Consider the following 23,334-nt stretch of genomic DNA (forward strand, 5'->3'; position numbering starts at 1 on the left):
TGTGGACATGAACCGTCCCAATGACGCTGACGGACCTGGCTCTCCGGCGGCCATTCGCAACGTGGTCCTGGTGGGGGCGAGCGGGGCTGGCAAGACGGCTCTGTTCGAGCAGATGGTGGCGGCCCGGATTCCGGGCCGCCGCTCTCGTGAGGGGGACTCCCCGGGCGCCACGCTGGCGCTCAGCGCCGCGACCGTCCCGGTGGGTGACGTGACGCTGACATTGCTGGACTCCCCGGGTCACCCGGACTTCGTGGGCGACGTGCGTGCAGGGTTGCGGGCAGCCGACGCGGCCCTGTTCGTGGTGTCCGCCGCCGACGGGGTCGACGAGCCGACCCGCCTGCTGTGGCGTGAGTGTGCGGTCCTGGGTATGCCGCGCGCCGTCGCCGTGACGCGGCTCGAGCAGGCGCGGGCCGACTTCGACGCGACCGTGCGGGCGTGCCAGCGCGCGTTCGGCGATGCGGAGCCGCTGGCCCTGCCCTTGACCGAGGACGGGACGGTCCAAGGGATCCTCAACCTGTTGCGGCGCACCGTCACCGACCACTCCGGCGGGTCCGTCGTGGACCGCGAGCCCAGCGCAGACGAGGCCGAGCTGATCGACGCCGCCCGCGGCGACCTCATCGAGTCGGTCATCGAGCAGTCCGAGGACGAGGGGTTGCTCGAGCGCTACCTCGAGGGCGAGGAGGTCGACACCGACTCGATCTCGACGGACCTGCGGCTGGCCATCGCGACGGCGCGCTTCTTCCCCGTGATCCCCACGCATGCGCCCGCCGGGGTGGGCGTCGAGGCACTGATCGAGCTGTGCGAGAAGGGGTTTCCCGCCCCTGACGTCTCGGCGGTGCCGAAGGTCTTCACCCCGGCCGGGGGCGACTTCGGTCCGGTCAGCTGCGACCCCGGCGGTCCGCTGGTGGCCGAGGTCGTGCGCACGACGACCGACCCGTTCGTGGGCCGCCAGTCGCTGGTGCGGGTGTTCTCGGGCACGCTGCGTCCGGACGAGCCCGTGCACATCTCGGGCCACCTGCAGCACTTCGCGACGCACCTGGTCGACGAGCACGCCGACCACGACAGCGACGACGAGCGGATCGGGCCCCTCGCCGCGCCGATCGGTGACGAGACCAGACCGACCTCCGCCGGCATCGCCGGGTCGATCGTCGTGGTCTCCAAGCTGGCCGGTGCCGAGACGTCGGACACCTTGTCGCGCAAGGAGAAGCCGGCCCTGGTCGAACCCTGGGTGCTGCCGGTGCCGCTCCTGCCCGTCGCGATCCACGCCAAGTCCAAGGGCGACGAGGACAAGCTCGGCGCGGCCCTGCAGCGGCTGGTGGCCGAGGACGTCACCATGCGGCTCGAGCACAACTCCGAGACGCACCAGCTGGTGATCTGGGCGATGGGTCCCGCCCACGTCGACCAGCTCATCTCGACCCTGGAGAGCCGCTACCACGTGGTGGTCGAGGTCGAGCCGTTCCGGACCTCGCTGCGCGAGACCTTCGTGCGGCCCACGACCGTGCAGGGCCGACTGGTCAAGCAGTCGGGTGGCCACGGCCAGTACGCCGTCTGCCACCTGCAGATCGAGCCACTCGACCGCGGCGCCGGCATCGAGTTCGTCGACAAGGTGGTGGGTGGGGCCGTGCCGCGTCAGTACATCCCCTCGGTCGAGAAGGGCGCCCGCGCCCAGCTCGAGCGCGGGGTCCTCGCGGGGTACCCGGTGGTGGACGTGCGGATCACCCTGCTCGACGGCAAGGCGCACTCGGTCGACAGCTCGGACATGGCGTTCCAGACCGCCGCCGGGATGGCGCTGCGCGAGGCCGCCAACGACACCACCGTGTCGATGCTCGAACCCGTCGACGAGGTCCACATCGAGGTCTCGGACGACTCCGTCGGCAGCGTCCTGGCCGACCTTCGGGGCAGGCGTGGACAGGTGCACGGCACCGCGCCCGCCGAGGTCGAGGGGCGCACCGTCATCCACGCCGAGGTCCCTGCCCACGAGCTGTCCCGGTATCCCGTCGACCTGCGTTCGGTGTCCCACGGAACGGGGACCTTCAGCCGTTCCTTCGTCCGGTACGACTACATGCCGCCCGCCCTGGCCAGAGAGGTCACCCCCGCCAGCTGACCTCTCCCCCCATTTGGCTAAACCCTGCTAGCAGGGGTTAGCCGAATCCGGACAGCGTGCAACCTGTCCGGACTCAGCCAAGGCTTGCTAGCAGGGGTTGGCGAAAGAGTCAGCCGAGGGTCGTCAGAGGGGTCTCGAGCCGGCCTCGCCGGGCGAGGTAGCCGTGCCACAGCAACCGGGCCGCCGTGGACCGGTAGGGGCGCCACCGCTCGCCGAGCTGTTCGAGGGTCGCCTGGTCAGGGACCGTGTCGAGCCCGAGGGCCTCGGCCGCGGCGACCTGCAGGGCCCGGTCGCCCACGGGCCACAGGTCGGGACGGCCCAAGCAGGCCAACAGGTAGACGTCGGCAGTCCATCGCCCGATGCCCGGCACGGCCGTGAGGGCCGCCCGGACGTCCTCGTCGGGGAGGGCCGCGAGGTGGTCGAGCTCGAGGGCGCCCGACTCCACCGCGGCTGCCAGCGCTCGCAGGTAGCGGTCCTTCTGGCGGGACACCCCGTCCTGCCGCAGCTGCTCGGGGGTGCTCGCGAGCAGCTGGGTGGGCGTCATCGTGCCGAGGCGGTCGAGGACCTTGCGGTAGGCCGCCGCCGCGGAGGCGAGTGACACCTGCTGCTCGAGGATGAACAGCACGAGGCTGGCGAATCCCGCCGGGCGCAGCCAGAGCGCTGGTGTGCCGTGGGCCGCGACGAGCCGGGCGAGGCGGGGGTCGGTGGCCGTCAGCTCTGCCACCGACCGCGCGAAGAGCTCGTCGTCCATCGCGGTGACGCTACCCGAGGCTCGGCGGGGCAGGTCAGCCCGCGCGCAGCCGCTGTCGCTCGTCGCGCAGTGCCTGGACCTGGGCCCAGTAGTCGGCGCGCGAGTCCTGCGGAGCCGGCCCGGTGGCACGCCCCGGGTCGACGACCCGCAGGTGCGGTGAACGCTTCTCGGCCATGTCGCACACGGTAGGACCGACCACCGACAGGGGACGCTCCGACGCCTGGTGCTCCAAAGACTCCCCGGGGACCCCGGATTGCCCTCGCGCACGACGCCGCGAGAGGCTGCCCGCATGACGGAGGTCTTCGCGGGTGGCGTCGAGGTGCACTACGGCTTCATCGACCTGTACTCGGACCCTGACGGCAGCGGCGACGAGGCCGACGACCTCGTGGGAGCCCGTCGGGGCCAGGCCAACGGGCTGGTCGGGGCCCGGGTCCCCCACCAGCTGGGCATGGTCACCGGGCTCCACACCGGTCAGGTGCCCCTTGTCGTCACGTGGACCGAGACCGAGCCCGCGCTCGAGGACGACTGGGAGGATGTCGTCGAGGTGTCGGTCGACCTGAGCACGCCCGACCTGACGCTCGCCACGTTCGACAACGCCTACGGGTGCCAGGTCCCGCAGGACGGCTGGCACCGGGCGCGCTACTGCGTGTCGGGGATGGACGAGGGCCAGGAGCTCGACACCCCCGACGAGGGTGAGGTGGCGCCGGACCGCTACCTGCTCCAGCTGTGGCCGGCGCCGGAGTCGACCGACGTCATCGTGCGCCAGGGCAGCGAGATCGCCGCGTACTGGCACGGCGTCGCCCGCGGAGAGGACTGACCCACCAGCCGCGACCCCCGTCAGCCGGCCAGCAGCTCGGCAATCATCCGGTGGCCGTGGGCCTCGAACTCCTCATCGCCGACCTCGTACGCCCAGGCAGCCGTGCCGATCGCCTCGCGCACCCGTGCCCGGTGCCAGGCGCCCGGTTCGCGCGGGTCGTCGCCGTAGCCCTCGAGGAAGGCAGCCTCCAGCGCCGGGTCGCGGGCGAAGTCCTGCGCCGCGAGCCGGGCGAAGTCGGTCAGGGCCGGACGCAGGTCGGCGCGGCCGAGGTCGATGACGCGGACCGTGCCGTCGTGGACCAGCCAGTTGCGCGGCTGCCAGTCGCCGTGGGTCGGGACGAGCGCGGCCGCGGGGGTCGGCCAGGACGCGATCTCGGCACGCAGCGCCGCCTCGACCGCCGGCGCGATCCGGTGCGGCTTCGCCAGCCAGGTGAGGGACCGAGCGTTCTCGCGCGCCTCGTGGTCGTGGTCGACGACCGAGGACTGGGTATGCAGCCGTCGCAGCAGGTCCCCCGCCTGCCGGTAGGTGCCGGGCTCGTCGGCCGCGGGGTGCCCCTGGACGAGCCTCCCGGGCAGGTGGTGGGTGACGAGCACCTTCGCGTCGCCGTCGGCGAAGGCGAGGGCCGGCGCCCGCCCGAGGTCGGTCCACGGAGCCAGCCACTCGCGGTGGGCCCGCAGCTCGCGGGCGAGGTGGTGGTCGTGCTCGTCCCCGGCCTTGACGATGAACCGGCCCCCGGCGCTGGTCACTTCCAGCACCGTGGTCCCGACCAGTCCCCAGCTGTGGTCGCGCTCGATGCGCAGGCCGGGCAGCCACGACTCGACGAGCTCCCGCTGGCGTGCCGAGAGCTGGTCCGTGCCCGAGGTCATGGTGCGCGACCCTAGCCAGCCGGGCGTGCCGGAGAAAAGTTCGCCGGACCGGGAACACGTCCGCACCGCACGAAGTTGAGTCAGGTGAACGCAAGTTTGGCGGCCCCGATTTGCCACACGGCATACCGGCTCCTAACTTGAGTGCAGGCAACTCAACCCAGACTCAACCGGGACCCAACCCAGAACACCAGGAGATTCACCATGGCACGTGCGGTCGGCATCGACCTCGGTACCACCAACTCGGCCGTCGCCGTCCTCGAGGGCGGGGAGCCGACGATCATCGCCAACGCGGAGGGCGGTCGCACAACCCCGTCCGTCGTGGCGTTCTCCAAGGGCGGTGAGGTGCTGGTCGGCGAGATCGCCAAGCGCCAGGCCGTCACGAACGTCGACCGGACGATCCGCTCCGTCAAGCGCCACATCGGCCGTGACTGGCAGTCGCCCGAGATCGACGGCAAGACCTACACCGCGCAGGAGATCAGCGCCCGCATCCTGCAGAAGCTCAAGCGCGACGCGGAGGCGTACCTCGGCGAGAACGTCACCGACGCGGTCATCACCGTGCCGGCGTACTTCGACGACCACGAGCGCCAGGCCACCAAGGAGGCCGGTGAGATCGCGGGCCTCAACGTCCTGCGCATCATCAACGAGCCCACCGCCGCGGCCCTCGCGTACGGCCTCGACAAGGGCAAGGAGGACGAGCTCATCCTCGTCTTCGACCTCGGTGGCGGCACCTTCGACGTGTCCCTCCTCGAGGTCGGCAAGGACCCCGACGACGGCTTCTCCACCATCCAGGTGCGCGCGACCAGCGGTGACAACCAGCTCGGTGGCGACGACTGGGACGAGCGCATCGTCAACCACCTGCTCACGACCGTGAAGAACACCTCCGGCGTCGACCTGTCCAAGGACAAGATCGCCATGCAGCGACTGCGCGACGCCGCCGAGCAAGCCAAGAAGGAGCTGTCCAGCTCGACGTCCACCAACGTCAGCCTGCAGTACCTCTCGATGTCGGAGAACGGCCCGATCCACCTCGAGGAGACCATCAGCCGCGCGCAGTTCGAGCAGCTGACCAAGGACCTGCTTGACCGCACCCGCCAGCCGTTCCAGAACGTCATCAAGGACGCCGGCATCAGCCTGTCCGACATCGACCACGTGGTCCTCGTCGGCGGCTCGACCCGCATGCCCGCCGTGACCTCGCTGGTCAAGGAGCTCACCGGCGGCAAGGAGCCCAACAAGGGCGTCAACCCCGACGAGGTCGTCGCCGTCGGCGCGAGCCTGCAGGCCGGCGTCCTCAAGGGTGAGCGCAAGGACGTCCTGCTGATCGACGTCACGCCGCTCAGCCTGGGCATCGAGACCAAGGGTGGCCTGTTCACCAAGCTCATCGAGCGCAACACCGCCATCCCGACCAAGCGCTCCGAGGTGTTCTCGACCGCCGAGGACAACCAGCCGAGCGTGCTCATCCAGGTCTTCCAGGGCGAGCGTGAGATCGCGCAGCACAACAAGCAGCTCGGCACCTTCGAGCTCACCGGGATCGCCCCCGCGCCGCGCGGCGTGCCGCAGATCGAGGTCACCTTCGACATCGACGCCAACGGCATCGTCAACGTGTCGGCGAAGGACCGCGGCACCGGCCAGGAGCAGAAGATCACCATCTCCGGCGGCTCGGCCCTCCCCAAGGAGGACATCGAGCGCATGGTCAAGGAGGCCGAGGAGCACGCCGAGGAGGACCGGAAGCGGCGCGAGGAGACCGAGGCCCGCAACACCGCGGAGCAGCTCGTCTACTCGACCGAGAAGTTCCTGTCCGACTCCGCCGACAAGATCCCGGCCGACGGCCGCGGTGACGTCGACGCGGCGCTCGCCGACCTCAAGGAGGCCCTCAAGCCCGAGTCCGGCGCCACGCCCGAGGACATCTCCACCAAGAGCAAGAAGCTCTCGGAGGAGTCCCAGAAGCTCGGCACCGCCATGTATGCCGCGGCGTCCGAGTCCGACCAGGCCGGCACCTCGGGTGACGACGCGGGTGCGGGCGACGGTGCCCCGTCCGGCGACTCCGGCGCGGACGACGACGTCRTCGACGCCGAGGTCGTGGAGGACGAGGACGACGCCAAGGACGCCAAGTGACCGAGCAGAGCCCTTCTGCCGAGTCCGCCGAGGWGGTGGTGGGCGCGCAGGCCGAGCAGGCCGCGCCCACCACCCCCGAGGGGGCACCGCCCGCCACCGCCGAGGGGGCGCCACCCGCCACCGCGGGCGCGCACTCGTCCGAGGACGCCGCCATGACCGCGGAGGCAGAGCCGGCCGAGTCGAGGGATGGCGCGACAGACACCCCGGACGACGCGACGGCCGGGGGTGCGGCCGCAGACGACCTGCACCCCGACACGGTGTTGGCCGCGGAGCGGTTGTCCGACCTGCAGCGGCTGCAGGCGGAGTACGTCAACTACAAGCGTCGCGTCGACCGCGACCGGGCCGTCGTGCAGGAGCGCGCCGCCCAGTCCGTGATCGAGGCGCTCCTGCCGGTGCTGGACGACATCCACGCGGCCCGCGAGCACGGCGACCTCGACGGGGGCCCGTTCGCGGCCATCGCCGACAAGCTCGAGGGCGTGCTCGGCAAGTTCGGCCTGGAGCGCTACGGCGCCGCGGGCGAGGAGTTCGACCCGATGCTGCACGAGGCGCTCATGCACACCGCCTGGCCCGCCGACGGCTCGGTCTCCTCGACCGGCTCGACCACCGTCATCCAGGTCCTGCAGCCCGGCTACCGGGCGGGCGAGCAGGTGCTCCGCCCGGCGCGCGTGGCGGTCGCRGACCCCGAGTGAGGCTGCGGCCGAGCACCCGGACCGCGACACGAGCGCCGGCAGTCGCCACGAGGGCGGCGAACCCGGCACGATTCAGCTGAGAGGAGGACGTCGACATGGCTAGCCAGGACTGGTTCGAGAAGGACTTCTACGCGATCCTCGGCGTCCCCCAGGATGCCGACCAGGCCGCGATCAAGAAGGCGTACCGCAAGCTGGCGCGCCAGCACCACCCCGACCAGAACGCCGGGGACGCCGCTGCCGAGCAGCGCTTCAAGGAGGTCGGCGAGGCCCACTCGGTCCTCGCCGACCCCGAGAAGCGCCGGGAGTATGACGCGGTCCGCCAGATGTCCCGCGGCGGCGCCCGCTTCACCGCGGGGGGCCCCGGTGGCGGCAACGGGGGGTTCGAGGACGTCTTCTCCTCGATGTTCGGCGGTGGCGGGGGCGGCACCAGGGTGAGGTACTCCACCGGCGGCGCCCAGCCGGATCTCGAGGACATCCTCGGCGGCATGTTCGGCGGCGGTGCCGGCCCGGCATACGGGGGTGCGGGGTTCCGCGCACCCCAGGGCCCGCGCCGTGGCGCGGACCTCACCGCCCGCACGACCCTGTCCTTCCGTGAGGCCGTGGAGGGGGCCACCGTCACCCTCAGCACCGGCAGCGGCACGATCACCACGCGGATCCCCGCGGGCGTCAAGGACGGTCAGAAGATCCGGCTCCGGGGCAAGGGCCAGCCCGGCGAGGCCGGTGCCCCTGCCGGTGACCTCATGCTGACGGTTGCCGTCGAGAAGCACCCGGTCTTCGGCCGCGACGGCGACAACCTCACCGTCGACCTGCCCGTGACGTTCGCCGAGGCCACGCTGGGTGCCACGGTGCCCGTGCCGACCCTCGACGGCTCGGCGGTGAAGGTCCGGATCGCGCCCGGAACGCCGAGCGGGCGCGTGCTGCGGGTCAAGGGACGTGGGGTGCCACGCAAGGGATCCCCGGGTGACCTGCTGGCCAAGGTGTCGGTCGTCGTGCCGCAGCGGCTGACCGACGAGGCGCAGGCCGCCGTCGAGGTGCTCAAGGCGCAGGACGCCGGGCACGACCCGCGCGCCGAGCTGTTCATCGCGGCGAAGGACTGACCCCGATGGCACGACTCGGCTTCCAACCCGACGACGACGACCCGATCTTCGTCATCTCGGTGGCGGCGACGCTCGCCGGGATGCACGCCCAGACCCTGCGGCAGTACGACCGCCTGGGGCTTGTCACCCCGTCGCGCACCCGGGGCGGCGGTCGGCGGTACTCCGGCCGCGACGTCGCCCTGCTGCGTGAGGTGCAGCGGCTCTCTCAGGAGGAGGGCGTGAGCCTTTCGGGGATCCAGCGCATCCTCGAGCTCGAGAACCAGGTGGCAGCACTGCGGGCGCGCGTCGGCGAGCTGACGGACGAGCTCGGCGAAGCCCGTGCCCAGGCGGCGCAGTCGCGCTCCGGCTCGAGGGTCTTCGCAGTCGGGCCGACCGGCGACGTCATCGCGGTGCGGGCCGGTCAGAGGCCGCGCGTGGCCCGCAACCAGGCGCTGGTCGTCTGGCGCCCCTCATCGCAGTGACGGCGGCGCGGTGCGGGACGGGCGCGCGCCGGGTGCACGTCGCGATGGCCCGGGTGACGCCCGACAGGCTGGCTGCTGGTCAGGCGGAGGCCTGCTCGCGGATCGGCGCGGTGGCCAGCAGGGCGCGGTAGTCCTCGATCTGCAGCTCGTGCAGGAGCGCCGCGTAGAGCTCGGGGCTCACCCGGAACTTGCTGCCGTTCTCGAGGTGGGTGATGTAGGAGCGGTCGACGTCGAGCGCCGCAGCCAGGTCGGCCACGCCACGCCCGCGGGCCTGGCGGATGACCCGCAGCGCGAACCCGTGCACCTCGACCACCCGCTGTGATGGCGGTGTCCCCCTAGGCATGTCCATGAATCTAGTCATAAACTGTCAGTCAGGCAAGGACCCAGCCATGGAGGACGCAGGTGTCTGTGTCGGTCTTTGGTCACCACGACCCCGGGTCGTCGCAAGGGTCAGGGCAAGGCTGGCTAGCGGCGACAAAGTGTGACTGAGCAGGACTAGAAGTGACTGGATATGACTGGCAAGATGCGTCGCATGAACCCCGAGCAGCTCAAGCAACTCGGGCGCCGCGTCGAGCGCGCCCGCCTGGCCCACGGCTGGAGCAAGGAGCAGGCGGCCCGCGAGGCCAGGATCTCCTCGATCACGTGGAAGCGGGTCGAGGACGGCCTCGGCGTCCAGGACGTCAAGCGCGCCGCCGTGCTCGACGTGCTCGCCCTCGACGACCGGGGCGAGCCTGTCGGTGCGTCGTCACACAATGGCGGCTTCGTGACCGCCCCCGGTCCACGAGTCCAGTCCGGGGTCAGCGACGAGGAGGTCCTCGCGCTCATCGACGACATGAGGAGCAGGCTTGACGTCATCGAGCGCCGTATCCGGGGTTCCTGACCCCTGGGCGGTGCTGGCCCAGATGCGGGACGTCGTCCTGCTGCGCCAGCCGATCGCCGAGCCGGCCCGCTACTACCACGGGCGACGGGCGATCGTCCTCCGGTCAGGGCGCAGCCTCGAGGAGGAGCGACGCTGCCTCTGGCACGAGCTCGTCCACGCCGAGCGAGGCGACCGCGAGTGCTCGGGGTGGGTCAGGTCCGCCACCGAGCGCAGCGTCGAGCGAGAGGCGGCCCGGCGGGCGATGCCCCTCGCGGTCATGGAGCAACGCCTGGCCGTCGCCAGCGACTGGGACGACTTCGTGTGGCACATGAAGGTGCCCGAGTGGTGGGTCCGGTTCCGGGTGTCCCTCATCCGTCCGGCTGACCACGCGCGACTGGACCTCGCGTGCCGGTGGTCGGACTGGACGCTCTCGGCCTAGGCAGGCACGGGACGCGGCCGCCCGGCGCGCCCACGCCGAGGGGCCGACAAGGCGGCATACTCGTGCCCGTGAGTGAGCACCTGATGGTCTTTCCCGACCGCGAGACCGCCGAGGACATCGCCGCCGACCTCGCCCACGAGGGGTTCTCGCAGGTGCGGGTGGTGCGCGAGGCGCTGGCCGGCGAGGACGACTCGGAGTCACACGAGTGGGCCGTCCACGTCGTCGAGGAGATGGTTGCCGACGAGTCGGGAGCCGTCGAGGGCGGCCTGCGCGACCGCTTCGCGGCGCTCGCCGAGGAGCGCGGCGGCTGGTACGACCCCGAGCCCCGCACCTGACCCCTGCCCTGCGAACGAGCCCACCGACCGTGCCAGGCGGACGCTGCCGACGAGGTCAGGGACTCGCTGCGAGCGACTCGAGGGTGGTCAGTGACAGGAACTCCTCGACGCCGATCACCCTGAGCGCCGCGCGCTCCAGCGGCCGGATGCAGTGCCGTCCGGGGTCGCGGTAGACGCGCGGGTCCCCGCAGGCGACCATCCGGCCGCGGGTCTCGAGCGTGCAGCCGCCGCTCGCCACGACGTTGCGGACCCAGTCGGTGTGCGGACCGTACGCCAGGGCGACCACGAAGCCGCCACTGACCGGGAAGACGTTGACCGGCGTCCGGTACGCCCTGCCGCTGCGGCGTCCGTGGTGGTGCACCACGGCGAAGCCGGGCAGGCGCCGTGCCACAGGGGTGCTCAACCGGTTGAACCCGACCCGGTTCCACCGCCCGACCGCGAGGGGGATGGGCACGAGCCCACCGTATGCCGCGCCACGCGCCATGCGCACTCGCCATACCTGCGCCCCGCGTCCGGGCCAACCACCCGCCCGGCGCCCTCCGCACGGACCGGCGCCCCGGTCCGTGGTGGGCCGGGGCGCCGGGTGTGGTGCAGGTCAGGCTGCCGGCTGCAGGCCGTCCTGGATCGGGTGCGGGTTGCCGGACTTGCCGGCGCTCCGTGCCCCGTTGATGGACTCCGTGCTCTGGGCCAGCGTGATCGCCAGGTGGGCGATCGCGTCGCTGTTGATGTCCAGCGCGGTGGTGTTGACGTTGCCGATCGTGTCGCCTGCGCCGTGGTAGTTCACGTCGAAGGCGACGCCGGCGGTCCCGCCGAACAGCGGGACGAACTCCGCGGGCTTGGGCACCTCGGCGCCGGTGAACAACCCGGACGCCGCGACGCCGTTGACGATGAAGGCCTGGTAGTCGGAGCGGCCCGAGAACTGTGTGTCGACCCACGGCTGCCCGACCGAGTCGAAGTAGTCCGTGAGGACGTCCTCGGTCTCGATCGACCCGGGCGGGATCGGCACGCCGGTCGGCGCCGGGAAGGTCGACTGGTCCGCGTCGTAGACCCCGATCTGGTAGTTCGGCGACGCCACCATGTCGAAGTTCACGTAGGTCGCGATCTTGGCGAGCTCGGCGGGGGCGTTGGCCACGAGGTCGTTAACGTAGTGCGTCGACCCGAGCAGTCCGGCCTCCTCGGCGCCCCACCAGGCGAAGCGCACCTTGTTGTTGACCTTGTTGACCTTGGCGAGCTGGACGGCCGTCTCGAGGATCGAGGCGGAGCCGCTGCCGTTGTCGTTGATGCCCGGTCCGGCCTCGACGCTGTCGAGGTGGGCGCCGAGCATGACGATGTTGTCGGGCCGCCCGGTCCTGGTCTCCGCGAGGAGGTTGAAGGTCGGTCGGGTCTCGATCGGGGCGGCGAACACACGGGCCACGGTGCCCGGCGGGTCGGCGAGGTCCACGCCGTTGGAGTACGAGCCGCCGACGACGGGGATGGTGATGGGCGCGGTGGACGGGTTGAGCGTGCCGACGATCAGGTCCTGCCGGTCGGCCGCTGTGGTGTTGCCCTGGTTGAAGATGATGGCCGCCGTGGCGCCGGCGGCCTGGGCGTTGACGGCCTTGACCGCGAAGGTGCAGGTGCCGCGCTGGATCAGCGCGATGCTGCCGGCAGGGAAGCCGGCGAAGTCCGAGGCCTCACAGCCGGAGCTGCTGGTGTTGCCGAGGCCCAGCTGGAGGTCGACGGCCCTCACGGTGCCGGTCACGTCGCCCGCCCCCGACCCGGTGAACGAGTCGGTCGGGTAGTTCACGGCGTTGGGCGAGATCTGCTGGAGCTGGCCGGGGGCCTGGTAGGCGATGTTGAAGACCTGGCGGGTGACGGTGTAGCCCGCCGCCTCGAGGACGCCCTGCACGTAGTCGCCCGACGCGGCGTAGCCGCTGGTGCCCGCGGCCCGGTTGCCGCCGTTGGCGTCGGCGACGGCCTGCAGCTGCTGCAGGTGGTGCATGATGCCAGCCACCGTGACCGCGCTGCGGAACTTGGCTGAGTTGTTGGAGTTGCCGGCCTGGGCCGGGGCTGCGGCGAAGGCGGTCGCCAACGCGGCGGCGACGGCGGCCACGACGACGGGTTTGCGTTGTACTCGCACGGTGATCCTCCTGGGGGTGTTCCGGGCCTGCGGACGCCCGAATCTTCCGACAGTACGGCTGCCCCGAGCGCCCTGCCAGCCCTGCGGATCGCTTCGCCCCAATTGCCATGGTTCCCCGTTTCGGACGGGGGTGACGAGGCAAACTTGAGCGGAATACACTCAACTTTACGACGGTTGTCACCGATGGCACCGAACCCGTCCCGACCAGCACAGGAGAACCCGCCGAATGGAGTTGAAGCCGACCGCCAAGGTCGCCGAGGCCCTGGCCATCGCCCAACGAGCCGCCCAGGCCGACGGCAACCCCGAGATCACGCCCGCGCACCTCACGCTCGCCCTCGCCGAGCAGCCCGACACGACGACTGCCGCGCTGCTGACGGCCGGCGGGACCACGGCAGAGGCCGTGGCCGCTGCAGCCCGACGCAGCACAGCCACCCTCCCGCGCACCAGGGGCAGCAGCGTCCAGACGCCCGGGTTCGGCTCGGCCACCCTCGCCGTCCTCCAACACGCCCAGACCCTCATGCAGGCCATGGGCGACAGCCACCTCTCCACGGACGTGCTGCTGCTCGCGCTCGTCGAGAAGGGGGCGGTCGCAGCAGACCCCAAGGCCGTCGAGGCCCAGATCGCAGTGCTGCGCGGAGGCCGCAAGGTCACCTCCGAGACCCCTGAGTCGAGCGCCGAGGCGCTCGAGAAGTACGGCACCGACCTCACCCAGATGGCCAGGGAGGGCCGGCTCGACCCCGTCATCGGCCGCGACGCCGAGATCCGTCGCGTGGTCCAGGTCCTGAGCCGGCGGACCAAGAACAACCCCGTCCTGATCGGTGAGCCCGGCGTCGGCAAGACTGCCGTCGTCGAGGGGTTGGCGCAGCGCATCGTCGACGGCGACGTGCCGGAGTCGTTGCGGGACAAGCGGCTGATCAGCCTCGACCTCGGTGCCATGGTCGCCGGCGCGAAGTACCGCGGTGAGTTCGAGGAGCGCCTCAAGGCCGTCCTCGAGGAGATCACGGCCAGCAACGGCCAGGTCGTGACCTTCATCGACGAGCTGCACACCGTGGTCGGCGCAGGGGCGACCGGTGAGGGCGCCATGGACGCGGGCAACATGCTCAAGCCGCTGCTGGCCCGCGGCGAGCTGCGGCTCGTCGGTGCGACCACGCTGGACGAGTACCGCCAGCACATCGAGAAGGATGCGGCCCTCGAGCGCCGCTTCCAGCAGGTCTTCGTCGGGGAGCCGTCGGTCGAGGACACCATCGCGATCCTGCGCGGCCTCAAGGAACGCTACGAGGCGCACCACAAGGTCGAGATCGAGGACGCCGCGCTGGTGGCGGCCGCCGCCCTGTCCGACCGCTACATCACCGGCCGGCAACTGCCGGACAAGGCGATCGACCTCGTCGACGAGGCGGCGTCCCGGCTGCGCATGGAGATCGACTCGAGCCCGGTCGAGATCGACCAGCTCCGGCGAGCGGTCGACCGGCTCACGATGGAGGAGCTGCACCTGGCCCGCGAGACCGACCCGGCCTCGGCCGAGCGGCTGGCCCGGCTGCGCGAGGACCTCGCCAACAAGACCGAGGAGCTGGCCGCCCTCAACGCCCGCTGGGAGGCCGAGAAGTCCGGCCTCAACCGGGTCGGCGAGCTCAAGTCCCAGATCGACGAGGCCCGCACGAGGCTCGAGCGGGCTCGCCGCGACTACGACTTCGAGACCGCCAGCCGCATCGAGTACGGCGAGATCCGCGAGCTCGAGGACCAGCTGGCAGCCGCCAGCGAGGCCGAGGCCGCCCGGGTCTCCGGCGCGAGGACGAACGGCTCTGACGGCTCGGCTGGCTCTGCCGACCCGATGGTCAAGGAGCGGGTCGGCGCCGACGACATCGCCGAGGTGATCTCGGCCTGGACCGGCATCCCTGCCGGACGGCTCCTGCAGGGCGAGACCGAGAAGCTCCTCTCGATGGAGTCGATCATCGGGGCGCGGCTCATCGGTCAGGAGAAGGCGGTCCAGGCGGTGTCCGACGCGGTGCGCCGCTCGCGTGCCGGGCTCGCCGACCCGGACCGGCCGACCGGCTCGTTCCTGTTCCTGGGGCCGACGGGTGTCGGCAAGACCGAGCTCGCCAAGTCGCTGGCCGACTTCCTGTTCGACGACGAGCGGGCCATGGTTCGCATCGACATGAGCGAGTACTCCGAGCGCCACTCCGTCGCCCGCCTCATTGGTGCGCCGCCCGGGTACGTCGGGTACGACGAGGGCGGCCAGCTCACCGAGGCGGTGCGACGGCGGCCGTACTCCGTCGTCTTGCTCGACGAGGTCGAGAAGGCGCACCCCGAGACCTTCGACATCCTCCTGCAGGTGCTCGACGACGGCCGGCTCACCGACGGCCAGGGACGCACGGTCGACTTCCGCAACGTCATCCTCGTGATGACCAGCAACCTCGGCAGCCAGTTCCTCATCGACGAGACACTCGACGACGCCGCGAAGCGCGATGCCGTCCTGGGGGTGGTGCGGGCCAGCTTCAAGCCCGAGTTCCTCAACCGGCTCGACGAGGTCGTCGTCTTCGACCCGCTGACGTCCGCCGAGCTCGCCCACATCGTCGACCTCCAGGTGCGCCAGCTGGCCACCCGGCTCGTCGACCGTCGGATCACCCTCGAGGTCAGCGATGCCGCCCGCGAGTGGCTGGCCATCACCGGTTTCGACCCTGCCTACGGCGCGCGACCGCTGCGTCGCCTGGTGCAGAAGGAGATCGGCGACCGGCTGGCCAGGGCCGTCCTCTCCGGGCAGGTGCGCGACGGCGACACCGTGACCGTCGACCTCGACCCTGCGAGCGACTCCCTCACGATCGCCTAGCGCGCGCAAGGAGCGGGCCCACGGGTATGCCGCGTGGTCACCCCCGGCACGTCTGCGCGGGTGGCGACCACCCGGCATACCCGCTGGTCAGGTGCGGTGCGCCCCCACCTCCGGTTAGGTGGGGGCGTGACCCGTATCGGATTTCACGCCTCGCACGAGCAGATCGACCCCCGCCAGCTCCTCGCCGACGTCCAACGGGCCGAGCAGGCGGGCTTCGACATGGCGATGTGCTCCGACCACTTCTCCCCGTGGACGAGCGCCCAGGGGCACTCGGGCTACACGTGGTCGTGGCTCGGTGCCGCCCTGGCCACCACCGAGCTGAGCCTGGGGTGTGTCTGCGCGCCGGGCCAGCGGTACCACCCGGCCGTCGTCGCCCAGAAGATCGTGACCCTGGGTCAGATGTTCCCGGGCCGGTTCTGGGTGGCCCTCGGCAGTGGGGAGGCGAGCAACGAGCACATCACCGGTGACGGCTGGCCGCGCAAGGAGGTCCGCACGGAGCGCCTCGAGGAGTGCGTCGACGTCATCAGGCGGCTGCTCGCCGGCGAGGAGGTCAGCCACGACGGTCTCGTGACCGTCGACCGGGCCAGGCTGTGGGAGCGGGCCGACCCGGTGCCCCTGCTCATCGGTCCGGCCGTCTCCGCCGACAGCGCGGCACGGGTCGCGACGTGGGCGGACGGGCTGGTGACCGTGAACCAGCCGCTGGATGCCCTCCGCGGGGTCGTCGAGGCGTACAGGGGGGCTGGTGGCCGCGGTCGCCTGGCCCTGCAGGTGCACCTGAGCTGGGCGGGCAGCGACGACGAGGCGCTGGCGCTGGCCCGGGACCAGTGGGCGGCGAACGCGGTCGGGCCGCCGCTGTCCTGGGACGTCGAGACCGTCGAGGGCTTCGACGCGATCTCCGCCGCCCTCCCCGACGATGCGGCCCGCGGACCCGTGCGCGTGTCCGCCGACCTCGGGCAGCACCGCGCCTGGCTCCAGGAGTACGCCGACCTCGGTTTCGACGACCTCTACCTGCACCACGTCGGGCAACAGCAGGACGCCTTCATCGACACGTTCGGCGAGCACGTGCTGCCCGCCCTGAGGAGCTGAGCCATGCGCATCACCGACACCAGTGACCTGTGGTGGAAGACGGCCGTCATCTACTGCCTCGACGTGGAGACGTTCTACGACGGGGACGGCGACGGCACGGGCGACCTCGGTGGTCTGGCCGAGCGGGTCGACTACCTCGCCGAGCTGGGCATCACGTGCCTGTGGCTGATGCCGTTCTATCCCACGCCTGACCGCGACGACGGGTACGACGTCACCGACCTCTACGGGGTCGACCACCGGTTGGGCACCCACGGACAGCTCGTCGAGCTGATCCGCACGGCCAACGACCGCGGCATCCGCGTCATCGCGGACGTGGTCATCAACCACACGTCCAACCAGCACCCGTGGTTCAAGGCGGCCCGGCGGAGCACCGACAACCCCATGCGGGACTACTACGTGTGGCGCTCCGACGCGCCGCCGGACACCTCGGACCAGGTCGTCTTCCCCGACAAGGAGGACAGCATCTGGGAGCTCGACGACAAGACCGGTGAGTGGTACCTGCACCACTTCTACAAGCACCAGCCCGACCTCAACGTCGCCAACCAGCAGGTCCGGGACGAGATCGCCCGCACCATGGGTTTCTGGCTCCAGGTCGGCCTCGACGGCTTCCGGGTCGACGCCGTGCCGTTCTTCATCGACGACGTGGAGACCGCCGCCGAGGACCCCGCGCGACCTGACGTCCCTGCCGACCCGCACCAGCACCTGCGGGACCTGCGTGCGTTCATCACGCGACGCAAGGGGACCGCGATCATGCTCGGCGAGGTCAACCTGCCCCACAAGGACCAGAAGAAGTACTTCGGTGGCGACGCCGGCGACGAGCTGCAGATGATGTTCGACTTCATCACGATGCAGAACCTCTACCTGTCGATGGCGCGGGAGGACGCGCGTCCCCTGGTCCGCGCGCTGAGCAGGCGTCCCCGCCTGCACCCCTCGTCGCAGTGGGCGAACTTCGTGCGCAACCACGACGAGCTCACCCTCGACAAGCTGAGCGACTCCGAGCGCCAGGAGGTCTTCGACGCCTTCGGGCCAGAGCCGCAGATGCAGATCTACGGGCGGGGCCTCAAGCGACGCATGCCGGGGATGCTCGGGGGCGACCCCCGTCGGCTGCGGATGGTCTACAGCCTGCTGTTCTCCCTGCCGGGCACGCCCACGATCTTCTACGGCGAGGAGATCGGGATGGGCGAGGACCTGGAGCAGGAGGGACGAATGGCGGTCCGGACGCCGATGCAGTGGACCGACGGGCCCAACGGCGGGTTCTCCACCGCGCCACCGCGCAAGCTCGTCACCAGGGTCGTGCCCGGCGGCCTCGGACCGGAGCACGTCAACGTCGCCCAGCAGCGACGCGACCCCACGTCCCTGTGGATGTTCATGCGCAACCTCATCACGACCTACCGGTCCTGCCCCGAGCTGGGATGGGGTGGGTTCGAGCTGCTCGACCAGCCGTTCCGACAGGTCCTCGCCCACCGCTGCGCCTGGGAGGACGCCGCGGTGGTGGTGGTGCACAACCTGGGTGCGGAGCCGGTGACCGTGTCCCTGACGGTCGCGGACGGCCCGGTCGAGCTGGCCGACCTGCTGGGTCCGGACGACGTGACCGCCGACGAGCGCGGCCGGGTCGAGCTCGCCCTCCCCGGGTACGGCTTCCGCTGGCTGCGGGTCCACCCGCCCGGGGCCGCACGGCTGCCCTGATCGGGGCGCGCCTGCACCGCAGCGCGGGTATGCCGGGTGGCGACCACCCGGCATACCCCTGCGGTGGGTGCGCCCACGCGGCCGCTCGTCGTCGCGAACGCTCGGTGCGGCGACCGTGGGGACCAGGCCACGCCGACTACCGTGGGGCGCATGCGCATCAGGGCACTGGCCGCCGTCGGTCTCGTCGTGGCTGGTCTCGTCGGCTGCAGCGGCGGCTCGTCGTCCGACGCCCCGGAGGCGCCACCGGCCGAACAGCTGGCGGCAGCGCGCGCCAACCTCGAGAAGAGCCCGGCAGTCGCCTTCACGCTCACCTCGACCGGGTTGCCCAGCAAGGCGGTCGGGGTCTCGGGAGCCAAGGGGACAGGCCTGTTCAAACCGCCGTCGTTCCAGGGCACCCTGAACGCCACGGTGAGCGGCGTGACCGGCACCGTCGACGTGATCGCGGTCGAGCAGGACGTCTTCATGAAGTTCTTCACGCCGACCTACAACAAGATCGACCCCGCGGACTACGGCGCCCCCAACCCGGCCCAGCTGTTCAACACCCAGACGGGCATCACGGCACTCATCGGAAAGACCGCCAAGGTCGCGGCAGGCCCTGACAAGCGCGAGGGCTCCGACGTCCTCAAGACCTTCACCGGCACGCTGCCCGGCTCGGCCATCGCCGACCTCCTCGTGATCGGCGTCCGTTCCGGCACCTTCGACGTCACCTACGGCGTCACCACACCGGGCAAGCAGCTGCGCAGCGTCATCATCTCCGGGCCGTTCTACGCCGGCTCGACGGCGACCTACACCCTCGGTCTCAAGAGCCTGGCGCAGCCCGTTGCGATCACCCGCCCCTAGGGCGCTGCTCGCCACCGCATCGGTGGCGGTCGCGCTCGCTGCCGCCGACACCTATGTCGTCGTCCTGGCGCTCACCGACATGATGACCGGTGTCGGTCTCGGGATCGACGCCCTCCAGAAGGCCACCCCCATCATCTCCGGCTTCCTGCTCGGCTACATCGCCGTGCTGCCGCTCATCGGGCGTCTTGCGGATCTCGTTGCACGGCAACGCATCCTGCTCGCCTGTCTGGCCATCTTCGTCGTCGGGTCGGCCATCACCGCGCTGGCGGTGGAGCTGCCCGTCCTGGTCTCCGGCCGGGTCCTGCAGGGCGTCGGCGGGGGAGGGCTCGTCCCCGCGACGCTGGCGATCGTGGCCGACCTCTGGCCGGCCGGCCGCCGCGGCGCACCGCTCGGCGTCGTCGGTGCGGTGCAGGAGCTCGGCAGCGTCCTGGGCCCGGTCCTCGGCGCGGCGGTGCTGGCGGTCTCCGACTGGCGGATGATCTTCTGGCTCAACGTCGCGGTCGGCCTCGCGATCGCAGCCGCCGTCGTCGCCGTCGGAGGCCTCCCGCTGCGGCGACCCCGTGGGGCTGCGCTGGTCCTCGGGGTGCTGGCCCTGACGCTCGGCGGGCTCGCCCTCGCCGCGCCCGCCCGGCTGGCGTCGGACGTCACGCTCGGCCTGCCCTTCGTCCCGTTCGGCGAGTCGACCTCGAGGGTCCTGACTCCGATCGGCGTCGTGGCTGGCGTCGTCTCGCTCCTCTGGTTCGGGTCGACGGCCCGGACGTGGTGGCCCCTGCTGCGTCGGGCCGACCTGCTCGGCGCCGTGCTGCTCGGGGCGGCCCTCGGTTGTGTCGTGCTGACGTTCGCGGTCAGCGACCCGGAGAAGGAGGTGGTGGGCCCCCTGGGGCTCGCGCTCCTGCCGGTCGGGGCCGTGGCGCTCGGTCTCTACTTGTGGCGCCACCACACGGGCGACGAGCCGCTCGTCGCCCGTGGTGTCGTGCGCGGCAGGGCGCGGGTCGCCCTCGTGGTCAGCCTCTGCGTCGGCGCCGCACTGGTGGCTGTCATCGTCGACGTGCCGGTGCTGGCCCGGCTCACCCTGACTGACTCGCAGACGGTCGCGGCGTTCGTGCTGGTGCGGTTCCTCGTGGCCGTCCCGGTCGGCGCGGTCCTCGGCGGCTGGTCGTTGCGGCGCCTCGGCGACGGAGTCGTGGCAGGTGGCGGCCTGCTGGTGGCCGCGGTCGGGTTGTTCACCATGAGCGGATGGGGCGACGGCGCGCTCGACCGCCCGAGCTCGACGGTCGTCCTCGTCCTTGTCGGCCTGGGCATCGGCCTGGCCCTGGCCCCGGTCAACAACGCGGCGCTCGCCGACGCCCCCCACGACGCGCACGGGGTGGCGAGCGCCCTCGTGGTGGTGGCGCGGATGGTGGGCATGGTCGTCGGGCTCGCCCTGCTCACCGCCATCGGCCTGCACCGCTACTACGACACCGTGGCCGCCCTGCCGGACCAGACCGACACCACGGCGCTGCTCGCGGCCGGGCTGGTCCAGGTGCAGACGGTCTTCCTCGGCGCTGCCGTGGCAGCGTCCCTGGGTGCCGCCGGCGCGATCGGGCTGGGAGTGGCCCACCGACGGCCGGAACCATCCGGCGAGAGCTAGCCTCCAACCGACATGACCACCCGGCCCCCTGCCACCGTCTTCCTCGCGCTCGTCGCGCTGTCCGGCCTCGCGGGCTGTGTCCAGCAGCCGAGGGCCTGCACCGAGATCGGGGCGTCCAACGGCGTCGCGGTCGATGTCCTCGACCTGGTGCGCAGCGAGCAGCTGGACGTCGAGGTCTGTCTCGAGGGGCAGTGCGTCTCGGCGCCGCTGTTCGTCGACGGCCCGCCCGAGACCTTCGTCGAGCTGCCGGCAGTGGACTCCGTCGCGGAGCTGACCTACCGGGTCACGGTGCGGACACAGGCAGGAGCGGTCGTCGTGCCCACCCAGGAGGTCATCGCCGCGGCGAGCCGGGTCCAGCCCAACGGCGAGGGCTGCCCGCCCACGGCATACCAGGCGCGCCTGTCCGTCCGCCCCTGAGCCCTCCCGTGGTCAGTCGTCGAGCTGGACCACCACGGGCGCGTGGTCGGAGGCGCCCTGACCCTTGCGCTCCTTGCGGTCGATCGCGGCCCCGGCGACCCGGGCAGCGAACGCCGGCGTCCCGAGGACGAAGTCGATCCGCATCCCGCGGCGCTTCTGGAAGCTGAGCATCTTGTAGTCCCAGTACGTGTACGTCCCAGGGCCAGGGGTGTGCGGCCGCACCACGTCGACGAAGCCGGCGTCGAGGAACGCCTGGAACGCCGCGCGCTCTCCGGGCGACACGTGGCTCTTGTCGAGGTAGTACTCCATCGACCACACGTCCTCGTCCTGCGGGGCGATGTTCCAGTCGCCCATCAGGGCCGCGGTCTCACCGGCGGCGACCCACTGCCGGGCCTGCGCCTCGAGCCGGGCGAGCCACGACAGCTTGTACGCCATGTGCGGGTCCTCGAGGTGACGGCCGTTCGGGACGTAGACCGAGGTGACCCGGACCCCTCCGCACGTCGCCGTCAGCGAACGGGCCTCCACCACCGGCGGCTCGCCCCAGGCGGGTGCGTCGGCAAAGGACGGCGTCACGTCGGTCAGGCCGACCCGGGACAGGATCGCCACGCCGTTCCAGTGGTTCAGCCCGTGGTGCGCCACCTCGTAGCCGAGGGCCTGCAGCCGGGCGAAGGGAAACTGCGCATCCGTGGCCTTGGTCTCCTGGATGGCCAGGACGTCGACGTCGCTGCGCTGCAGCCACGCCTCCACCCGGTCGACGCGGGATCGGATCGAGTTGACGTTCCAGGTCGCGATGCGCACGAGGGCAACCCTAGGCGAGCGCCCGTAGGCTGGGGCCATGAGCACCGCCCTCGTCACCGGCGCCACCGCCGGCATCGGCCTGTCCTTCGCCCACCAGCTCGCCGAGCGCGGCCACGACGTCGTCCTGGTCGCCCGTGACCGGGTGCGGCTCGAGAACGTCTCCGACGAGCTCGCTGCGAAGTATGGCGTGGGCACCGAGATCCTCGTCGCGGACCTGGCCGACCGCGCCGAGACCGGCAAGGTCGCCGAGCGACTCGCCGACCAGGCCCGCCCTGTCGACCTGCTCGTCAACAACGCCGGCTACTCGCTCAAGCGGCGCTTCCTCGACAACGACATCAGCGAGGAGGAGGCCGTCTTCGACGTCCTGGCCAGGGCGGTGCTGGTGCTGTCCCACGCCGCCGCCGGGGCCATGCGCGTGCGCGGGCACGGCGCGATCGTCAACGTCTCGTCCGTGGCCGGCCAGATCGCCTCCGGCCCCTACTCGGCCGCGAAGGCCTTCGTCACCGTCCTGACCGAGGGCCTGGCCACCGAGCTGGCGGGCACTGGGGTCACCGCCACGGCGTTGCTGCCCGGCTTCACGCACACCGAGTTCCACCAGCGTGCCGGCGTGAACATGTCACGCATCCCCGACTTCATGTGGCTCGACTCGGACCGCCTGGTCCGCGACTGCCTCGCGGACGTCTCCAGGGGCAAGGTCGTCTCCGTGCCCGGTGCGCAGTACAAGGCGATCGTCGCCGGGCTGCGGCTCGTCCCGCGTGGGCTGGTGCGCTCCCGCGCCAGGACCGTCCACCGCCCGGGCAAGTAGCCCACGGGTCCTCGGTAGGCTCACGGACCGTGACCGACACTGCTGCCGCCCGCGCTCGCCTGCTCGAGATCATCAAGGAGAAGGCCATCGTGCACGGCCGGGTGACCCTCTCCTCAGGCAAGGAGGCCGACTACTACGTCGACCTGCGCCGGGTCACGCTCGACGGCGAAGCGGCCCCCTTGGTGGGCATCGTCATGCGCGACCTCATCGCCGACCTCGACTACGACGCCGTGGGCGGGCTGACCCTCGGCGCCGACCCGGTGGCCACCTCGATCCTGCACGCGAGCGCCGCTGCCGGCGACCGCACCGACGCGTTCGTCGTCCGCAAGGCCGGCAAGGCCCACGGCCTGCAGCAGCGCATCGAGGGACCCTCGGTGCAGGGCCGGCGCGTCGTCGTGGTCGAGGACACCTCCACGACCGGGGCCTCGCCCCTCGATGCCGCCACAGCCGTCCGCGAGGCCGGTGCCGAGGTCGTCGCGGTCGCCACCATCGCCGACCGCGCGACCGGGGCGGCGGAGAAGTTCGCCGACGCCGGCTACGAGTACCGGTTCGTCTTCGGGCTGGACGAGCTGGGACTGGCCTAGGATCAGCRGCACTGACCT

At 71.5% G+C, this 23,334-nt stretch carries 24 protein-coding genes; 17 read left to right on the forward strand and 7 right to left on the reverse strand.

Annotated elements, in window-relative coordinates:
• Nucleotides 1-7 precede the first annotated feature (7 nt).
• Nucleotides 8-2,104 carry an elongation factor G-like protein EF-G2 gene (locus AC1DV7_RS00310; RefSeq protein ID WP_477593421.1) on the forward strand — a complete coding sequence of 699 codons (2,097 nt, stop codon included), beginning with the start codon at nt 8-10 and terminating at the stop codon, nt 2,102-2,104.
• A gap of 109 nt (nt 2,105-2,213) precedes the next feature.
• On the opposite strand, the gene AC1DV7_RS00315 is transcribed toward AC1DV7_RS00310, so the two are convergent.
• Together AC1DV7_RS00315 and AC1DV7_RS00320 are read right to left on the reverse strand one after the other, a co-directional pair.
• Complete coding sequence (locus AC1DV7_RS00315) at nt 2,214-2,855, reverse strand: DNA-3-methyladenine glycosylase family protein (protein WP_477593423.1); 642 nt, start codon at nt 2,853-2,855, stop codon at nt 2,214-2,216.
• A gap of 34 nt (nt 2,856-2,889) precedes the next feature.
• Complete coding sequence (locus AC1DV7_RS00320) at nt 2,890-3,030, reverse strand: hypothetical protein (protein ID WP_477593425.1); 141 nt, start codon at nt 3,028-3,030, stop codon at nt 2,890-2,892.
• Nucleotides 3,031-3,144: 114 nt separating this feature from the next.
• On the opposite strand from AC1DV7_RS00320, the gene AC1DV7_RS00325 reads away from it, so the two are divergent.
• On the forward strand, nt 3,145-3,672 hold the full coding sequence (locus AC1DV7_RS00325) for a hypothetical protein (RefSeq protein ID WP_477593427.1): 528 nt from the start codon (nt 3,145-3,147) through the stop codon (nt 3,670-3,672).
• Nucleotides 3,673-3,692: 20 nt separating this feature from the next.
• Here AC1DV7_RS00325 and AC1DV7_RS00330 read toward each other — a convergent pair whose 3' ends face one another.
• Entirely contained in the window at nt 3,693-4,538 is an 846-nt protein-coding gene (locus AC1DV7_RS00330; protein ID WP_477593428.1) for a phosphotransferase, read from the reverse strand.
• A 201-nt stretch (nt 4,539-4,739) separates the two neighbouring features.
• On the opposite strand from AC1DV7_RS00330, the gene dnaK reads away from it, so the two are divergent.
• The 4 genes from dnaK to AC1DV7_RS00350 all read left to right on the forward strand — a co-directional run bounded on the left by dnaK (nt 4,740) and on the right by AC1DV7_RS00350 (nt 8,894).
• Entirely contained in the window at nt 4,740-6,647 is a 1,908-nt protein-coding gene (gene dnaK / locus AC1DV7_RS00335) for a molecular chaperone DnaK (RefSeq protein ID WP_477593430.1), read from the forward strand.
• Nucleotides 6,644-7,336 (forward strand): nucleotide exchange factor GrpE, encoded by a 693-nt coding sequence (locus AC1DV7_RS00340; RefSeq protein WP_477593432.1) that lies wholly within the window; start codon nt 6,644-6,646, stop codon nt 7,334-7,336. The genes dnaK and AC1DV7_RS00340 overlap by 4 nt, the downstream gene beginning before the upstream one ends.
• A gap of 95 nt (nt 7,337-7,431) precedes the next feature.
• On the forward strand, nt 7,432-8,433 hold the full coding sequence (locus AC1DV7_RS00345; protein WP_477593434.1) for a DnaJ C-terminal domain-containing protein: 1,002 nt from the start codon (nt 7,432-7,434) through the stop codon (nt 8,431-8,433).
• 5 nt (nt 8,434-8,438) lie between these two features.
• Nucleotides 8,439-8,894 (forward strand): heat shock protein transcriptional repressor HspR, encoded by a 456-nt coding sequence (locus AC1DV7_RS00350; RefSeq protein WP_477593436.1) that lies wholly within the window; start codon nt 8,439-8,441, stop codon nt 8,892-8,894.
• A 79-nt stretch (nt 8,895-8,973) separates the two neighbouring features.
• On the opposite strand, the gene AC1DV7_RS00355 is transcribed toward AC1DV7_RS00350, so the two are convergent.
• Entirely contained in the window at nt 8,974-9,237 is a 264-nt protein-coding gene (locus tag AC1DV7_RS00355) for a helix-turn-helix domain-containing protein (protein WP_477593438.1), read from the reverse strand.
• 168 nt (nt 9,238-9,405) lie between these two features.
• On the opposite strand from AC1DV7_RS00355, the gene AC1DV7_RS00360 reads away from it, so the two are divergent.
• From AC1DV7_RS00360 to AC1DV7_RS00370, 3 genes are all read left to right on the forward strand, one after another.
• Complete coding sequence (locus AC1DV7_RS00360; RefSeq protein ID WP_477593440.1) at nt 9,406-9,774, forward strand: helix-turn-helix domain-containing protein; 369 nt, start codon at nt 9,406-9,408, stop codon at nt 9,772-9,774.
• Nucleotides 9,740-10,192: a hypothetical protein gene (locus tag AC1DV7_RS00365; protein ID WP_477593442.1), complete on the forward strand. Its 453-nt coding sequence runs from the start codon at nt 9,740-9,742 to the stop codon at nt 10,190-10,192. The genes AC1DV7_RS00360 and AC1DV7_RS00365 overlap by 35 nt, the downstream gene beginning before the upstream one ends.
• Before the next feature lie 68 nt (nt 10,193-10,260).
• Nucleotides 10,261-10,527, forward strand: coding sequence for a ribonuclease E inhibitor RraB (locus AC1DV7_RS00370; protein WP_477593444.1), 267 nt, complete (start codon nt 10,261-10,263; stop codon nt 10,525-10,527).
• 55 nt (nt 10,528-10,582) lie between these two features.
• On the opposite strand, the gene AC1DV7_RS00375 is transcribed toward AC1DV7_RS00370, so the two are convergent.
• Nucleotides 10,583-10,981, reverse strand: coding sequence for a nitroreductase family deazaflavin-dependent oxidoreductase (locus AC1DV7_RS00375; protein WP_477593446.1), 399 nt, complete (start codon nt 10,979-10,981; stop codon nt 10,583-10,585).
• Between the two features lie 141 nt (nt 10,982-11,122).
• Nucleotides 11,123-12,646 (reverse strand): M28 family peptidase, encoded by a 1,524-nt coding sequence (locus AC1DV7_RS00380; RefSeq protein WP_477593448.1) that lies wholly within the window; start codon nt 12,644-12,646, stop codon nt 11,123-11,125.
• 226 nt (nt 12,647-12,872) lie between these two features.
• Between AC1DV7_RS00380 and clpB the strand changes: the two genes are divergently transcribed.
• The 6 genes from clpB (at nt 12,873) to AC1DV7_RS00410 (ending at nt 21,129) form a co-directional block, all read left to right on the forward strand.
• A complete protein-coding gene (clpB, locus tag AC1DV7_RS00385) occupies nt 12,873-15,470 on the forward strand; it encodes an ATP-dependent chaperone ClpB (protein ID WP_477593450.1) in 2,598 nt (865 codons plus the stop codon).
• Between the two features lie 126 nt (nt 15,471-15,596).
• Nucleotides 15,597-16,556: a TIGR03885 family FMN-dependent LLM class oxidoreductase gene (locus AC1DV7_RS00390; RefSeq protein WP_477593452.1), complete on the forward strand. Its 960-nt coding sequence runs from the start codon at nt 15,597-15,599 to the stop codon at nt 16,554-16,556.
• A gap of 3 nt (nt 16,557-16,559) precedes the next feature.
• Complete coding sequence (locus AC1DV7_RS00395; RefSeq protein ID WP_477593454.1) at nt 16,560-18,242, forward strand: alpha-amylase family protein; 1,683 nt, start codon at nt 16,560-16,562, stop codon at nt 18,240-18,242.
• 150 nt (nt 18,243-18,392) lie between these two features.
• Nucleotides 18,393-19,082 (forward strand): LppX_LprAFG lipoprotein, encoded by a 690-nt coding sequence (locus tag AC1DV7_RS00400; RefSeq protein ID WP_477593456.1) that lies wholly within the window; start codon nt 18,393-18,395, stop codon nt 19,080-19,082.
• Nucleotides 19,063-20,712: an MFS transporter gene (locus tag AC1DV7_RS00405; RefSeq protein WP_477593458.1), complete on the forward strand. Its 1,650-nt coding sequence runs from the start codon at nt 19,063-19,065 to the stop codon at nt 20,710-20,712. The genes AC1DV7_RS00400 and AC1DV7_RS00405 overlap by 20 nt, the downstream gene beginning before the upstream one ends.
• Nucleotides 20,713-20,724: 12 nt before the next feature.
• Nucleotides 20,725-21,129, forward strand: a complete 405-nt coding sequence (locus AC1DV7_RS00410; protein WP_477593460.1) for a hypothetical protein — start codon at nt 20,725-20,727, stop codon at nt 21,127-21,129.
• A gap of 12 nt (nt 21,130-21,141) precedes the next feature.
• Here the strand turns inward: AC1DV7_RS00410 and AC1DV7_RS00415 are convergent, their stop codons facing one another.
• Complete coding sequence (locus tag AC1DV7_RS00415) at nt 21,142-21,927, reverse strand: exodeoxyribonuclease III (RefSeq protein ID WP_477593462.1); 786 nt, start codon at nt 21,925-21,927, stop codon at nt 21,142-21,144.
• A 37-nt stretch (nt 21,928-21,964) separates the two neighbouring features.
• Here AC1DV7_RS00415 and AC1DV7_RS00420 point away from each other — a divergent pair, with 37 nt between their 5' ends.
• Together AC1DV7_RS00420 and pyrE are read left to right on the forward strand one after the other, a co-directional pair.
• A complete protein-coding gene (locus AC1DV7_RS00420; RefSeq protein ID WP_477593464.1) occupies nt 21,965-22,732 on the forward strand; it encodes an SDR family NAD(P)-dependent oxidoreductase in 768 nt (255 codons plus the stop codon).
• A gap of 29 nt (nt 22,733-22,761) precedes the next feature.
• Nucleotides 22,762-23,316 carry an orotate phosphoribosyltransferase gene (gene pyrE / locus AC1DV7_RS00425; protein WP_477593465.1) on the forward strand — a complete coding sequence of 185 codons (555 nt, stop codon included), beginning with the start codon at nt 22,762-22,764 and terminating at the stop codon, nt 23,314-23,316.
• The last annotated feature ends 18 nt before the right edge of the window (nt 23,317-23,334 follow it).

This window comes from Pedococcus sp. P2_E4 (assembly GCF_056403935.1).